Here is a 14,995-nt window from a genome sequence, read left to right on the forward strand (position 1 = left end):
GCGGCCATCGAAAACTGCGGGACGGCCCGCATCCCAGTTCAGGCAGCACGCATGCCTGAGGGGGCAATGCCATGTTCGAAAAAATCCTGATCGCCAACCGTGGCGCCATCGCCTGCCGCATCCTGCGGACCTTGCGTGAGCTGAAGGTCGAAGGCGTCGCAGTGTATTCCCAGGCCGACGCGGCCAGCTTGCATATCCTCCAGGCCGATGAAGCCCACTGCCTGGGCGAAGGCGCGGCGGCCGGTACTTACCTGGCGGTGGACAAGCTTTTGGCGATTGCCAAAAGCAGCGGCGCGACCGCGATCCATCCCGGCTACGGCTTTCTCTCGGAAAACGCCGCCTTCGCGCAAGCCTGCGAAGCTGCCGGTATCGCCTTCATCGGTCCGACGCCAGAACAACTGCGTGTGTTCGGCCTCAAGCACACCGCCCGCGACCTGGCGCGCCGGCACGGTGTGCCACTGCTCGAAGGCACCGAACTGCTCGACAGCCTCGACGCCGCGCTCTTGGCAGGCACCCAGCTCGGCTATCCGGTGATGCTCAAAAGTACCGCGGGCGGTGGCGGTATCGGCATGCGTGTGTGTCGCAGTGCCGCCGACCTGAGCGAATCCTTCGAAGCGGTCAAGCGCCTGGGCCAGAACAACTTCAGCGACGCCGGGGTGTTCATCGAAAAGTACATCGAACGCGCGCGGCATCTGGAAGTGCAGGTGTTCGGCGATGGCCAGGGCCAGGTGATCGCCCTGGGCGTGCGCGACTGCTCGGTGCAACGGCGCAACCAGAAAGTCCTCGAGGAAACCCCGGCGCCGAACCTGCCCGAGGGCATGGCCGACGAACTCTGCGCAGCGGCGATCCAACTGGCCCAAGCCGTGAACTACCGCAGCGCTGGCACCGTGGAGTTCGTGTTCGACAGCGACGCCGGGCGCTTCTATTTCCTGGAAGTGAACACCCGCCTGCAAGTGGAACACGGCGTCACCGAGCAGGTGTGGGGCGTGGACCTGGTGCGCTGGATGGTGCAACTGGCGGCCGGTGATTTACCGCCACTGAGCGAGCTCGGCCAAGGCTTGAAAGCCGAGGGCCACGCGATCCAGGCGCGCTTGTATGCCGAGGACCCAGGTCGGGATTTCCAGCCAAGCCCGGGGCTGCTGACCGCCGTGAAATTTCCCCAGGCCGATGGCAAACAGTTGCGCATCGACACCTGGGTCGAGGCCGGTTGCCAGATCCCGCCCTACTTCGACCCGATGATCGCCAAGGTCATTCGCTGGGCGCCGACCCGCGAGCAGGCACGCCTGGGCTTGCATCAAGCACTGGACGAAAGCCTGCTGTATGGCGTCGAAACCAACCGCCACTACCTGCAACAGATTCTCCTCGACACACCGTTTGCCAGCGGCCAGCCCTGGACCCGCTGCCTGGAAGCGCTGGTCTATCGCGCCAACACCGTTGAAGTGCTCAGCCCCGGCACCCAGACCAGCGTCCAGGACTATCCCGGCCGCCTCGGTTATTGGGCGGTGGGGGTGCCGCCGTCGGGGCCGATGGACAGCCGTTCGTTGCGCCTGGGCAATCGCCTGCTCGGCAACGAAGAAGGTGCGGCAGCCTTGGAAATCACCATGAACGGGCCGCTGCTGCGTTTCAACTGCGCTGCCCGGGTGGCGGTAACTGGTGCGGTGATTGCCCTCACGCTCAACGGCGAAGCGGTGCCGATGAACACCCCGTTGTCGATTGCTGCCGGCGCCACCCTCGCGATTGGCAACATCTCTGGCGCCGGGGCGCGCAGCTACCTGTGCCTGCAAGGCGGCGTGCACGTGCCGGATTACCTGGGCAGTAAAAGCACCTTCACCCTCGGCCAGTTTGGCGGCCACGGCGGACGAGCGCTGTGTACCGGCGACGTGTTGCACCTGGCGCCGCTGGACGAACACACGACGCTGCCGCCAACGAGCGCGCCGATCCTGGAACTGCCAAGCGTGCGGCAGATCCGCGTGATCTACGGCCCGCACGGCGCGCCCGAATATTTCACCGAACGCTACATCCAGACCTTCTTCGACACGGCCTGGGAAGTGCACTTCAACTCCAGCCGCACCGGCGTGCGCCTGATCGGCCCGAAACCCGAATGGGTCCGCGCCGACGGCGGCGAGGCCGGGCTGCATCCTTCCAATATCCATGACAACCCTTACGCCATTGGCGCCGTGGACTTCACCGGCGACATGCCCGTCATCCTCGGCCCCGACGGCCCGAGCCTGGGCGGCTTCGTCTGCCCGGTGACGGTGATCGAAGCGGACCTGTGGCAGTTGGGGCAACTCAAGGCGGGGGACAAGGTGCGGTTCGTGCCGGTGGATATCTCCACCGCCCGATCTCTCGCCTTGAAATGGGATCAATGTGGGAGCGGGCTTGCTCGCGAAAACGGTCTGTCAGATACATCAATGTTGACTGTGCCATTGCTTTCGCGAGCAAGCCCGCTCCCACAGGGGCTGGGGTCGCCTGTGGTGTTGGATATCGGCCAGGACGATACGCGCCTGGTGGCAAGGCTATCGGGCGACACCCACCTGCTGCTGGAAATCGGCGCCCCCGAACTGGACCTGGTGTTGCGCTTTCGCGCCCATGCCTTGATGCAGGCGTTGGAACACAAACACCTGCCCGGCGTGATCGACCTGACGCCGGGCATTCGCTCGCTGCAAGTGCACTACCAACCCGAGCAAATGCCCCTGGCCGATCTGCTGAGCATCGTCGCCGGTGAGTGGGACGCGGTGTGCGCCGCGCAGGACCTGCAAGTGCCGTCGCGCATCGTCCACCTGCCGCTGTCCTGGGATGATCCGGCCTGTCAGTTGGCCATCGAGAAATACATGACCACGGTGCGCAAGGACGCGCCCTGGTGCCCGAGCAACCTGGAGTTCATCCGGCGCATCAACGACCTGCCCAACCTCGATGAAGTGCAACGCACGGTGTTCGACGCCAGCTATCTGGTGATGGGCCTGGGGGACGTCTACCTCGGTGCGCCGGTCGCCACGCCGCTCGACCCGCGCCATCGATTGGTGACCACCAAATACAACCCGGCCCGCACCTGGACCGCAGAAAACTCGGTGGGCATCGGCGGCGCCTATATGTGCGTGTACGGCATGGAAGGTCCTGGCGGCTATCAGTTCGTCGGGCGTACGTTGCAGATGTGGAACCGTTATCGGGACGTCGCCGCCTTCGACGGCAAGCCGTGGCTGCTGCGGTTCTTCGACCAGATCCGCTTCTACCCGGTCAGCGCCGATGAACTACTGCGCATCCGCCGCGAGTTCCCCCTGGGCCGCTTCGACCTGGAGATCGAGCACAGCCAGCTCAACCTCGCCGACTACCAGCGTTTCCTGGTGCAGGAAGCCGACGGCATCGCCGCGTTCCGCCAACAGCAACAAGGCGCCTTCGACGCCGAGCGCGAGCGTTGGATCGCCAGTGGCCAGGCGCACTTCGACAGTGAAGAAGCGGCCATCGCGCCGAGCGAAGATTCGCAACTGACTGACGGTCAACTGAGTGTCGACAGCCACATCGCCGGCAACCTCTGGCAGGTGCAGGTAGACGTTGGCGCACGGGTCGCCGCCGGTGATGTGCTGGTTATTCTGGAGTCGATGAAAATGGAAATCCCGCTGCTTGCGCCCTCGGCCGGCGTGGTGCGCGAGGTGCGCGTCCAGCCAGGTTCTGCAGTGCGCGCCGGACAACGCGTCGTGGTGCTGGACCGTGACTGAACTCAATCAAAGGATTAACACCATGAACTTCTCTCTTCGCTTGGACGACCTGCGCAACACCTACCGCAGCGGCGAACTGACGCCACGCCAATTGCTGTTGGGCCTGCGGGAAAAAGCCGCGGCGCTGGACCCGGACTATCACCTGTTCATCCACCTGCTGACGGCAGAGGAGCTGGAACCCTACCTGACCGCATTGGAAAGCCGCGACCTGGAGAGCCTGCCGCTGTACGGCGTGCCGTTTGCCATCAAGGACAACATCGACCTGGCCGGCATTCCGACCACCGCCGCCTGCCCGGCGTTTGCCTACGTGCCAGACCGTTCGGCGACCATTGTCGAGCAGTTGCTGGCACTGGGCGCGATCCCTCTGGGCAAGACCAACCTCGACCAATTCGCCACCGGGCTCAATGGCACTCGCTCGCCCTACGGCGCCTGCCGCAACAGCGTGTTGCCCGACTATCCTGCCGGCGGTTCGAGCGCCGGCTCGTCGCTGGCCGTGGCCCTGGGCGTGGCGAGTTTTGCCTTGGGCACCGACACCGCCGGCTCCGGGCGGGTGCCCGCAGCGTTGAACAACCTGGTGGGCTTGAAGGCCACCTTGGGGTTGATCTCCACGGCCGGCGTGGTCCCGGCCTGTCGCACGCTGGACTGCGTCACCACCTTCACGGCGACGGCCAAGGAAGCCAGCCAGCTCTTGGCACTGACGGCCCGTCCAGACCCTCGTGACGACTACAGCCGCCACAACCCGCAGTGGAACGACGGCGCCGCGTTCGGCGCGCCCCGGCGCTTTCGTTTCGGTGTGCCGCGCCAACGGGACCTGGCATTTTTCGGCTGCCAGGAAGGTCCGCAGCTGTTTCAGGAAGCCATCGAGCGACTCGAACGCCTGGGCGGCGAAGCCGTGGAACTGGACCTGTCGCCGTTCCTGGAAGCGGCGCGGCTGCTGTATGAAGGCCCCTGGGTGGCCGAACGCTACAGCGTTGCCGGCCCCTTGATGGAACGTGAGCCGGAGGCCGTACTGCCGGTCATCCGCGCCGTCCTGGCGAAAGCGCCTACGGTGGATGGCGTACAAACCTTCCGCGCCCGCTACCGTTTGCAAGCGCTCAAAGCCCAATGCGACCGGGCCATGGATACGCTCGATTGCGTCCTCACCCCGACCATCGGCCGCCCGGTGACCCTCGCCGAACTGGCCGCCGAACCGGTGCTGCGCAATTCGGAGCTGGGTTACTACACCAATTTCATGAACCTGCTGGACTACGCCGCCGTCGCCGTACCCAGTGCGTTCATGGGCAACGGCTTGCCCTGGGGCGTGACGTTGTTCGGTCGAGCCTTCACCGACCAATACCTCTTGAGCGTGGCCGATGCCTTGCAGCGTCAACAGGACAAGGCCTTGCCAGCGCCCGCCAACCCGGCGCGCCACGACCGGGCGCGGCTGGTGGTGTGTGGCGCACACCTGGATGGGTTGGCGCTGAACGGGCAACTCAAGCAACGCGGGGCGCGTCTGATCGAGGCCACCCAAAGCTCAGCGAATTACCGCCTCTACGCCTTGGCCGGTGGCCCGCCCTTGCGTCCCGGCATGCTTCGGGTCAGCGAGGGCGGCGTGGCGATCGAGGTGGAGGTCTGGGAACTGCCGAGCAGCGAACTGGGTTCATTCCTGACCGGCATTCCCGCACCGTTGGGGCTGGGCAAGGTGCAACTGGCCGATGGTCGCTGGGAAAGCGGGTTCATCTGCGAGTCGTATGGCCTGGAAGGCGCACGGGACATCAGTCACCTGGGGGGATGGCGGGCTTATCTGCGTAGCCTGGAATAAGGCCGAACCTGTGGTGAGGGAGCCTGTTCCCTCACCATGGTCCTACAAACCTGCAAATCCGAATGTCTTTTCCCACAAGGCCACTAAACTGACTTCATTGGGTCTGCGCCAAGGGAAACGCCATGTCGCTCCGTTCGCCGTTGTATTCCCAGCGCAAGCCGCTCCTGGCCGTGGTGGCGCTGCTCGGTACTGGTTTCCTGATCATTGCATTGCTGGGCTATTACGCTGCCCAGGCCTCGCTACGCGATAACATCCTCAAGACGCTGTATCTGAACCTGCTGATCGGCATGCTCGTGACGCTGGCGGTCCTGGCAATCCTTTATCGGTTGATCAACAGCTACCAACAACGCATCGACGCCCAGGCCACCCTCGACAGCCTGACCGAATTACCCAATCGCCGTGGTTTCGACCTGCTGGCCGTGCAAGCCCTGCATGAAGCCCAGCGCGAGCCCAAACCGTTGACTGCGCTGCTGGTGGAACTGGACGATTTCAAGCGGTTGGACACCACCCATGGTCATATCGCCACCGATCAACTGCTGACCGGGTTCGCCCGCGACCTGACACAAAGCCTGCGGCATTCGGACATCGTGTGTCGCTGGAGCACGGAAGCCTTTGTCGTCCTGCTCAAGGACACCGACGGACAGACCGGTCTGAAGATCGCAGAGAAAATTCGTCAGCACATCGAAAAGCAGCGCTATTTCTGCAGTGGAAAACAATTGCTGGTCACCGTCAGCCTCGGCCTCACCACCTTGCAGGACGAAGACACCTTGCACAGCCTGCTGTCGCGGACCGATCATGCGCTGCAACGCGCCCGACAGACCGGGTGCAACCGAACCTGCGTGGAAATGCCTCACTCCAGTTATGAATAAACCCGACCTTTGCCCGGCCTGCGGCGGTGCCAACGATTGCACCCTGGCCGACCCACGAACTGCCGACCGCGCCTGCTGGTGTTACGGCGTGAGCATCGACCCGGCCGTGCTCGAGGCATTGCCAGCCGAGCTGCGTGATCAGTCCTGCCTGTGCCCACGCTGCGCCCAGGTCGAAGCCCAGTTGCGCGCCAAGCCCCAGCCGATCGCGTAAGATGCCCGCCCTCCGTTGCCTTGCCTGAACTGCCCATGCGCGTCGACCGTTTCCTCAGTAATCTGCCGCGATTCAATCGCCAACAAGTGCGTCTGTTGCTGGTGGAACGCCGGGTGCGGATCGACGGCCAGACCGTCAGCGATCCCCATGCACAAGTCCGTGAATTCAGCCGTGTAGAAGTCGACGACGAAGTGCTGCAAACGGGCCGACCGGCGCGCTACTTCATGCTGCACAAGCCGCCCGGCTGTGTCAGTGCGACTCGCGACCCGCAACACCCCACCGTCCTCGACTGGCTGGACGAACCGGACAAGGACGACCTGCACATCGCCGGGCGCCTGGATTTCAACACCACCGGGCTGATGCTGATCACCAATGACGGCGCCTGGTCACGGCGCCTGACCCAACCGCAGACCAAACTGCCCAAGGTCTACTACGTCGAAACCGAGCAAATCATCACGGCCGAATACGCCGACACCTTCGCCCGGGGCCTGTACTTTGCCTTCGAAGACCTCACCACCCAACCAGCAGAGCTGACGCTGCTGGGGCCGAGATCGGCGCGCTTGAGCATCGTTGAAGGGCGCTATCACCAGGTCAAGCGCATGTTCGGCCACTTCAACAACAAGGTGCTGCGCCTGCACCGCGAGCGCATGGGCCCGCTGACGTTGGACGCCCATCTCGAGCCGGGCCAGTACCGCGCCTTGAGCCTTGAAGAAGTCCATCTCATCTGAACCTGCTACCGCTGGGCAGAAGTGTCGAACAATTTTCCGATAGGTACTTGCGCAACGGTCGTCCCCCTGCTTGAATCAGGTCGTCGGCCGAAATGTGACCGATGAGTCACAACATACTTCCAAGAAACTTTTTGCCGGCTGGAACCCTCAGGTTCCGCCTTGTCCCGCCGGCGAACTGCCCGCCTATAACAACACCCGTCGACCGTTTTTTTGGATCGACATGGGCTTTATCTTTCAGGCGTATGCCTACCTGTCACATTGCCCGTGCAATCTCATTGCGCGCATACCCGCTTGCCAGGAGTCTTATGACATGAGGCCAGAAATCGCTGTGCTGGATATACAGGGTCAGTATCGGGTTTACACGGAGTTCTATCGCGCAGACGCCGCACAAAAGACCATCATTCTGGTCAACGGCTCAATGGCCACCACCGCGTCGTTTGCACAGACCGCCAAAAACCTCTACCCGCAATTCAATGTTGTGCTGTACGACCAACCCTACGCGGGCAAGTCAAAAGCTCACAACCGACATGAGCAAATGCTGACGAAAGAGATCGAGGGCCAGATTCTCCTGGAACTGATCGACCACTTCGCCGCCGAGCACGTGCTGTCGTTTTCCTGGGGCGGCGCCGCTACGCTGACCGCCTTGGCGCAACGGCCACGGCGCATCGAAAAAGCGGTGATCAGTTCGTTCTCGCCGGTGCTCAATGCGCCGATGCGCGACTACCTGGAACGCGGTGTGGATTACCTCGGCAGCCTGGACGGCGACCGTGTCGGGCACTTGGTCAACAGCACCATCGGCAAGCATTTGCCGCCGCTGTTCAAGCGCTTCAACTATCGCCATGTCAGCAGTTTGGCCGAGCATGAGTACGGGCAGATGCATTTCCACATCAGCGATGTGCTCCACAGCGACCAGCTGTGCTACGTCAACGCCGCGAAAAAGATCAACGTACCGGTGTTGTTCCTGAACGGCGAATGGGACGAATACACTGCGGCCGACGACGCCAGGCTCTTTGCCGATCACGTGCAGCACAGCAGCTTCAGCACGCTGCAAGCCACCGGGCACTTCCTGGACATGGAACACAAAGCCGCCTGCCGCGACAGCCGTAACGCCTTGCTGGGTTTCCTCACACCGGAACACCACGAAAGCCGACCGCGCTATAGCTACGTACAGGGCTACCATGCACTGGCCATCTGAAACCGAGTCCTGGCGAGCAAGCCCCGTCCTGCGCCTTCAGCAACGGGGTTTGCCCGCCAACGACCGCTCTGGTTTGAGGCTCGCGTAGACGACTGACCGCACGCTGTGTGAAGAAAAACTTCAAATCCGTGCCCACATCTGGTACAAAGTCAGCCGCTCTGAGCGGGTGTCGTATAATGGCATTACTCCAGCTTCCCAAGCTGATAACGAGGGTTCGATTCCCTTCACCCGCTCCAATCGAATTCTGGTCCTGCGTCGTATGTTTTTTTGGCGAGGGATTAAAAAACCGGCTCTTGGTGGCCGGTTTTTTTTGGTCTGGAGTTTTGTGGGATTTGCGCCCCTGAGGTTCACACCGAGTACCTATGAAGGAGAGCAAGGATGTACCTGATTGACTCATATCTGCCTACGTATCAGTTCAGTGAATTGCATACCGTGGACATCCCCGTAGACCCTTCCCATGCCATGGCGGCAATCCTCGCCCACCGCCCCGAAGACGACCGTTTTTTTCGGTATGCAATCAAGCTTCGCGAAATCCCCATGCGCCTGCTGGGTCGATCTCGGCACCCAGAGGCTGATCAACGCGCTTCATTCGGCATGGATAATTTCACGTTGCTTCAACGCAACGGCGACGTAGAGGTCGCTTACGGGCTCGCCGGCAAGCTGTGGAAAGCCGACTACGGCCAAGTCGTTGTCGCGGATGCCGAAGCGTTCGAGCTATTCAATGAGCCGGGGAATGTGAAGCTGGTCATAAGCTTCACCTGCCAGTTGCTGCGACCGGGCTTGACGAGGGTCACCACGCAGACACGGGTGCATTGCCTCGACGCGGATGCGTTGCGAAGTTTTACGTCGTATTGGTATTTGATTCGGCCGGTCAGCGGGCTTATTCGTCGGCGCATGCTGAAGGCTATTGTTAGGCGTTGCGCAGCAGGCGCTTTGAAGAAGAGTGAGCATGAATGAGCGCTCATGGAGATAACTTCATCAGACCTTCGCCATAGGAAAAGTGCTAGGCAGGTGGTCAAGCCTCTTGGATCCGCTTACAGCAAAGTAGAAGCGATAGCGCTGAACACGTAGGGGGTAGGGCACCGATGATTTGAGATGAGTGGCAAAGAATCAAACATGCCTTGCGACAAAAGCGACGACGGCCAACAGAGTCAGGGCGAACGCAGCACCGATGCTGAACGGCAGCAACGTAACGCGGATATAGCGACAGCGTTTCGCCCATCAGCTCGCGCAAGACGAACCACGAGTTCGACGAGACTTGGAACAGAGCCTAATGAACCTTGGGCTGATTTGACGGCAACATCTCAGTTTGCCTGAGCAGAAGCCCGCGCAGCTTTGATAGCCTCTGCTTTCTGCACGACATCCCGTTGGGAGGCGTTAGCCTTGCCAATGATGCCCATCAAAATCTCTTTTCTAGTCTCGGCGGGGGTGTTGGTGAAAAACTCAGTCAAAGCGCTGGTTTTCTTGATCTTTTCTGTACTCATTGATTTCAAACCTCTGCTAACAGCTCAACGAGCTGAGCCTGATCATAGATCTGGGGAATCAGAGCGTCAATCGTATCCCCAGCCACATCAAGCTCAACCTGTTGACCGTCGTCGCCATCAAAGTCCTTGATAAGCAAATCGATGTGGATCTGGCTACCGTAGATGCGCTTCAACTCAATGACATTGCACCGTGCGGCAACAAACTGTCTGGCGAACTCCTGCAGCGGAATGTTCCTGCCCTCTGTAACTTCCCGAGCCTGCACGAACTGCCAGGCGAGTTCTGGCCTCTGGTAGACATACATAATCTGGGCTTTCCTGCCACTTCCCAAGACGCGGTCGATATTCCGCTTCGCTACCCCAAGGTTGGCCATCGTCCCATCCAGAATGAACGAAAGCCGTCTCTTGAACGCGCGGTCCAACACCTTTTCCAGAATCTTCGTAACCGCACGCTGAAAAAGGTATGAATTGCTTCCGTCGTAGCCGGGAATCAGACTTCGAAAATCATCAGGATCGATACGAAGAACACGTTTGGAGTAAAGGCTAAGATTTCTCTCGTCCAAATCGTCAGCCATAGCCTTGGCTATTTCCGTCTTGCCAGCCCCAGGCGACCCCGCCATGAACACCGTGAATGGTACCTCCTCACTGAGGTACACAGCGGCGTCCGCAATATGCCGAGCCAAAGAGGCTCGATTCACTCTAGCGAATTCAAGGGCTGCGTGCTCGATAGCAGATTCTTCTGGCGTCATACCGACATCGACCTGTTTTACTTGATCCAAACTTAGAACGTTGATCGTTACCCATACGGACGAAGGCAACGACGATCAGTGTCTCGTTGAACATCGTCACATAAAGTATCCTCTGGCTCTCACGAATATTTGTAGGGAAATTCCGAGCGTTGCGTAAGGAGCACGCTAACTACGCTTTTTAGGCGGTGTGCCGACTTGTTGGGTTTGTCTTCCGTGGTTACCCTTCTAGACGTCGCTGCAAATCAGGCGATCGGGCTTGGAAACCCGTGAGTCAAGCAACCGCGCTTCACGGGAGCTAGACAATGTGTACCTCACAGCAAATCAAATCACTTTCAAACCAGCCAAAGCTCAGGCCTCGAACCTACTGTTTCTCGATCGACGGGGGCAGGCCATGAACGAAGACACTGGGCTAAAAACCATCGGCTACACCCCCTTCAACTATTCCGCTGATCGAGCGCTGTTCCGTGTCAACGGCGGCGTACCCATCCAAGAGGCATTGGAACGGGCGTCAGATCTTTTGCATCTCGCTCACCGGCTTGCCGAAGACGCGGCGTTTGAAAAGAGCACCGACCGCTACGCCTGGGCTGCGCACTTTTTGTTGGAGATGAGCAAGGCGGTGATTGATGACGTTGTGAAGGTCATTACGCCAAGGCCGGAAGTTGAAGTTAGAAAAAAAGCCGAGAAACAATAGATAGACCGTACGGTTAAGAATGGGAGCCGCGAAACTCCCACCTAACGACAAAACAAAAAGCCCCGGTGTTTTTCACAGCGGGGCTTTTTGTATCTTGGGCGCCGACTTGTGTCGTTCATTGCTCGGTCCCCGGCAAGTGCCCCAACGGCAACGCCCCCGGCGTCTTCATCGTATGAATCGCAAAGTTGCTGCGGATATCACTCACCCCCGGCAGTTTCAGCAGCCGCCCAGTGAGAAAACGGTCGTAAGCCCGCAAATCCGGCACCACCACTTGCAACAGAAAATCCGATTCACCTGACACCAGAAACGCCGAGATCACTTCCGGCAATGCCGTGACGGCCTGGCGAAACGCTTCGGCTTGTTCGTCGTTGTGCCGTTCAACTTTCACGCCGACAAAGATCGTTAATCCGAGCCCTACTTCGTCACGGTCCAGGATGGCTTGATAACCGCGAATGACACCGGCTTCTTCGAGCATCCGCACGCGGCGCAAGCAGGGCGACGGGGACAGGCCAATTTCTTCGGCCAGTTGCACGTTGCTCAGGCGGCCGTCCCGTTGCAGCGCGGCGAGGATTTTGCGGTCAAAGGCGTCCAGTTTCATGGGTTGGCAGATTCCGATTTAATGGCACGAATAAGTGGCAGGTTATGCCAATTAGCAACGCTTTAGAAGCTGACTTCGCAACCACCTGCCCTCCCCCTCGGCTCTAGACTGGCGCTATCAAATCGTCGCTCAAAGGGGTGTCACGTGGCAGAGCTCTGGTTGTTCCTGATGGCCTTGATGGTGGTCTACGTGTTGCCCGGGCCGGACATGATTCTGCTGCTGCAAACCGGTGCCCGTCAGGGCAGGGGCGCGGCGCTGGCGACGGCGGTGGGCCTGGGGGTTGCTCGTGGGTGTCATGTTGCATTGGCGGCGTTGGGGCTTTCGGCCTTGTTCAAGACCGCGCCGTGGACGTTCGACGTCGTGCGTCTGGCCGGTGCTGCCTACTTGTTATGGATCGGTTTTCAATGCCTGCGAACCACCTTGTTGCCGAGTTTTGAAGGTGCCGCCGTCGAGGTCGGGAAACGGCGCTGCTACCAGGCGATTCGGCGTGGGCTGCTGACCAATCTGCTCAATCCCAAAGCCTTGCTGTTTTGCTCGGTGTTATTGCCGCAGTTCATCGATCCACAGGGCGGGCCGGTGCTGGGGCAATTCGCGACCCTGGGCGTGGTGCTGGTCGGCGTCGGCCTGCTGTTCGATAGCGCCTACGCGTTGGTGGGTGTCGCACTCGGTCGCTGGCTTCAACGTTCGCCTTCGGCCCAGCGTGTGCAGCAGTGGTTATTTGGGAGTCTTTTGATTGGATTTGCGGTACGGCTGACGTTTGTGCAGCAGTCATAGCGACCGTAGTTTCGCGAAGTGGCTCCTGGTATTTGAACTGTAAATCCAGGAGTTGCTTCGCCCCCCAGCGGGAGCAAACGCCCTCGCCACGAATACATTTTTCCTTCTAGATCATAGGCTGTGTGGCCGTTATCCATTGTCTACCTCGCAACTGATAACAGCGCACTAGCATGGGGTGCTAGGGGTCGAGCAAATCGTTCATCAACCTTCCCAACAAACCCAATTGCAACGCCGGCCCAGTCAGACTAGACTCCTCCCAAAACGGGAGAAAATAGGTGCGGATTATCGCGAGAGGTACCTTGCGGGATTTTTGGGAAAGCAATCCAGCTTATGCCGATTCCCAGACGCCATTGGTTGAATGGTATCGACACATGGAGAAAGCGACCTATCGAACGCCTCAAGAGATTAAGGCTGAACTCAGAACAGCCAGTATTCTCAAAAGCGCCAGGGTTGTATTCAACATCGGCGGTAACAAATACCGAGTAATTCTGGCAATCGATTATCAGCGACAGCTTGGTTTTGTACGATTCGTCGGCACCCACGCCCAGTACGACCAAATCAACGCGGAGACCGTATGATGAACATCAAACCCATTCGCAACCAGGATGACTTGAATGCAGCGTTTACTCGCATCGAACAGCTCTGGGGTGCGGAAGTCGGTTCGGCTGAAGGCGATGAACTGGAAATCCTTGCCTTGTTAATCGAAAAATACGAGGACGAGCACTACCCGATGCCCCCCTCCGATCCAATTGAGGCAATTAAATTCCGAATGGATCAACAAGGCTTGACTCCGCGTGACTTGGAACCGTTCCTTGGTTCGAGCGGGCGTGTGTCTGAAGTGCTGAACCGCAAACGCAAGCTGAGTCTGGCGATGATTAAACGCCTGCACGACGGATTGCGAATTCCTTACGAGAGCCTACTGTCGGACGTTGCTTAATACATAACGACTCAACACCAATCTGCAGCAGCATCTCAAGATCAAAAAAACCGGTCCAACATGGCCGGTTTTTTTGCACTTTTTTCTGCAACAGCTAAAACTTGAGGGCTGCTTCAGCCCAGCGGGAGCAAGCGCCCTCGCCCCACAAGCATTACGTCCGACTTCACATCCCGAAATAAACCCGCCCCGCCTCGCCGCCGCCCTTGTGCGACGCCGCTTCTAGACTTCGTTGCGATGACTGCGCATAGCTACCGAGGTCACCCTAGGTGGTTATAGTGTTGATCATTCGTTTTCAGTAGGTATAGTACCCACCAAGCACACCACACGGAGGTGTTGTGAATAGCCGATTTTTGATAAGCCAGATCATTGCAGATGGTTGGTATCTGGTACGAGTTCGGGGCAGCCACCATCACGTCAAGCACCCGACCAAGCCGGGGCTGGTCACGGTTCCTCATCCGAAGAAGGACCTGCTCAAGAAAACGGCCATCAGTATTTTGCAACAGGCGCTGCTTCAGCCGGCCCGTTGCGCGACGTTCGCGGAGGACGATGAATATGCTTTACCCGATTGCGATTTCCATGGGCGATGACAAGCACGCCTGGGGTGTTGAGGTACCGGATATTCCCGGTTGTTTTTCCGCAGGCGACGACCTGGACGAGGCCATGGCGATGGCGCGTGAGGCCATCGAGGGTCACTTCGAGATTCTGGCTGAAGACGGCTCGCCGATTCCGTCGGCCAACACCGTCACCTTGCACGCCGCCAATCCGGCATATGCCGGCTGCACTTGGGCGCTGGTGGACATCGATGTGACCAAATACCTGGGCAAGGCGCAGAAACTCAACATCACGTTGCCCGGCTACCTGCTCAATCGTATTGATGAATATGTGTTGCACCATCCTGAAGAGAAGAGCCGTTCCGGCTTCCTGGCTTCGGCAGCGCTGAAGGTGTTGCAACAAGGGCGCTAAGAAAGCCGCCATAACCTGTGGGAGCGAGCTTGCTCGCGATGGCAGTGTGTCAGGCACTCTTGCTATTGCTGCGCCGACGCCATCGCGAGCAAGCTCGCTCCCACAGGGTTGAGCTAGACGACTATTTGTTTTCCGTTCCCGACTCTTGCATCTGCACCGAGGACTTAGTGCCATCGGTGTTGTCCTTGGTCTCGTTACCCGAATTGTCGAAGCAGCCTTGCAGGGCGAACAAACAGCAGGCAAGGCAAACAGTGCGTGCGAGGTTCATGGTGGACTCCGAAGCTG

Annotated in this window: 15 protein-coding genes, 1 tRNA gene and 2 pseudogenes; 14 read left to right on the forward strand and 4 right to left on the reverse strand. The window is 59.5% G+C overall.

What is annotated here, in order from left to right; translation table 11 throughout:
• The first annotated feature begins 71 nt into the window (after window positions 1–71).
• From uca to CFII68_RS14075, 8 genes and pseudogenes are all read left to right on the forward strand, one after another.
• Window positions 72–3,713, forward strand: a complete 3,642-nt coding sequence (gene uca, locus CFII68_RS14110; protein ID WP_018606947.1) for an urea carboxylase — start codon at window positions 72–74, stop codon at window positions 3,711–3,713.
• Window positions 3,714–3,735: 22 nt separating this feature from the next.
• On the forward strand, window positions 3,736–5,514 hold the full coding sequence (gene atzF, locus CFII68_RS14105) for an allophanate hydrolase (RefSeq protein ID WP_018606950.1): 1,779 nt from the start codon (window positions 3,736–3,738) through the stop codon (window positions 5,512–5,514).
• A 251-nt stretch (window positions 5,515–5,765) separates the two neighbouring features.
• Window positions 5,766–6,383 (forward strand): annotated as a pseudogene (locus CFII68_RS14100) (GGDEF domain-containing protein); the annotation flags it as partial.
• Window positions 6,376–6,594, forward strand: a complete 219-nt coding sequence (locus CFII68_RS14095; protein ID WP_018606955.1) for a cysteine-rich CWC family protein — start codon at window positions 6,376–6,378, stop codon at window positions 6,592–6,594. The pseudogene CFII68_RS14100 and the gene CFII68_RS14095, both read left to right, overlap by 8 nt.
• Window positions 6,595–6,629: 35 nt before the next feature.
• Window positions 6,630–7,322, forward strand: coding sequence for a pseudouridine synthase (locus CFII68_RS14090; protein WP_018606956.1), 693 nt, complete (start codon window positions 6,630–6,632; stop codon window positions 7,320–7,322).
• Between the two features lie 310 nt (window positions 7,323–7,632).
• The gene (locus CFII68_RS14085) at window positions 7,633–8,517 is read left to right on the forward strand and encodes an alpha/beta fold hydrolase (protein ID WP_018606957.1); all 885 of its coding nucleotides are present in this window, start codon (window positions 7,633–7,635) and stop codon (window positions 8,515–8,517) included.
• A gap of 162 nt (window positions 8,518–8,679) precedes the next feature.
• Window positions 8,680–8,753, forward strand: a tRNA-Gly gene (locus tag CFII68_RS14080).
• Window positions 8,754–8,895: 142 nt separating this feature from the next.
• The gene (locus CFII68_RS14075; RefSeq protein ID WP_018606958.1) at window positions 8,896–9,474 is read left to right on the forward strand and encodes a hypothetical protein; all 579 of its coding nucleotides are present in this window, start codon (window positions 8,896–8,898) and stop codon (window positions 9,472–9,474) included.
• Window positions 9,475–9,821: 347 nt separating this feature from the next.
• Here CFII68_RS14075 and CFII68_RS14070 read toward each other — a convergent pair whose 3' ends face one another.
• Window positions 9,822–10,001, reverse strand: coding sequence for a hypothetical protein (locus CFII68_RS14070; RefSeq protein WP_018606959.1), 180 nt, complete (start codon window positions 9,999–10,001; stop codon window positions 9,822–9,824).
• A gap of 5 nt (window positions 10,002–10,006) precedes the next feature.
• Window positions 10,007–10,747: a zeta toxin family protein gene (locus tag CFII68_RS14065; protein WP_018606960.1), complete on the reverse strand. Its 741-nt coding sequence runs from the start codon at window positions 10,745–10,747 to the stop codon at window positions 10,007–10,009.
• A gap of 391 nt (window positions 10,748–11,138) precedes the next feature.
• Here CFII68_RS14065 and CFII68_RS0125980 point away from each other — a divergent pair, with 391 nt between their 5' ends.
• Window positions 11,139–11,438, forward strand: coding sequence for a DUF3077 domain-containing protein (locus tag CFII68_RS0125980; RefSeq protein WP_033062634.1), 300 nt, complete (start codon window positions 11,139–11,141; stop codon window positions 11,436–11,438).
• Window positions 11,439–11,553: 115 nt separating this feature from the next.
• Here the strand turns inward: CFII68_RS0125980 and CFII68_RS14060 are convergent, their stop codons facing one another.
• A complete protein-coding gene (locus CFII68_RS14060) occupies window positions 11,554–12,036 on the reverse strand; it encodes an Lrp/AsnC family transcriptional regulator (protein WP_018606962.1) in 483 nt (160 codons plus the stop codon).
• A 144-nt stretch (window positions 12,037–12,180) separates the two neighbouring features.
• On the opposite strand from CFII68_RS14060, the gene CFII68_RS14055 reads away from it, so the two are divergent.
• The 5 genes and pseudogenes from CFII68_RS14055 to CFII68_RS14040 all read left to right on the forward strand — a co-directional run bounded on the left by CFII68_RS14055 (window position 12,181) and on the right by CFII68_RS14040 (window position 14,710).
• A complete protein-coding gene (locus CFII68_RS14055) occupies window positions 12,181–12,810 on the forward strand; it encodes a LysE family translocator (RefSeq protein ID WP_018606965.1) in 630 nt (209 codons plus the stop codon).
• 275 nt (window positions 12,811–13,085) lie between these two features.
• Window positions 13,086–13,388, forward strand: a complete 303-nt coding sequence (locus tag CFII68_RS0125985; protein ID WP_033062632.1) for a type II toxin-antitoxin system HigB family toxin — start codon at window positions 13,086–13,088, stop codon at window positions 13,386–13,388.
• A complete protein-coding gene (locus CFII68_RS14050) occupies window positions 13,388–13,747 on the forward strand; it encodes a type II toxin-antitoxin system HigA family antitoxin (protein WP_018606969.1) in 360 nt (119 codons plus the stop codon). Before CFII68_RS0125985 ends, CFII68_RS14050 begins: the two co-directional genes overlap by 1 nt.
• A gap of 335 nt (window positions 13,748–14,082) precedes the next feature.
• Window positions 14,083–14,259, forward strand: a pseudogene (locus CFII68_RS14045) (type II toxin-antitoxin system HicA family toxin); the annotation flags it as partial.
• A 40-nt stretch (window positions 14,260–14,299) separates the two neighbouring features.
• The gene (locus tag CFII68_RS14040) at window positions 14,300–14,710 is read left to right on the forward strand and encodes a type II toxin-antitoxin system HicB family antitoxin (RefSeq protein WP_018606974.1); all 411 of its coding nucleotides are present in this window, start codon (window positions 14,300–14,302) and stop codon (window positions 14,708–14,710) included.
• Between the two features lie 121 nt (window positions 14,711–14,831).
• Here the strand turns inward: CFII68_RS14040 and CFII68_RS27705 are convergent, their stop codons facing one another.
• Complete coding sequence (locus tag CFII68_RS27705) at window positions 14,832–14,978, reverse strand: hypothetical protein (RefSeq protein ID WP_018606976.1); 147 nt, start codon at window positions 14,976–14,978, stop codon at window positions 14,832–14,834.
• Between the last annotated feature and the right edge of the window lie 17 nt (window positions 14,979–14,995).

This window comes from Pseudomonas sp. CFII68 (genome assembly GCF_000416195.1).
In the GTDB taxonomy this organism is placed as follows: Bacteria; Pseudomonadota; Gammaproteobacteria; order Pseudomonadales; family Pseudomonadaceae; genus Aquipseudomonas; species Aquipseudomonas kilonensis.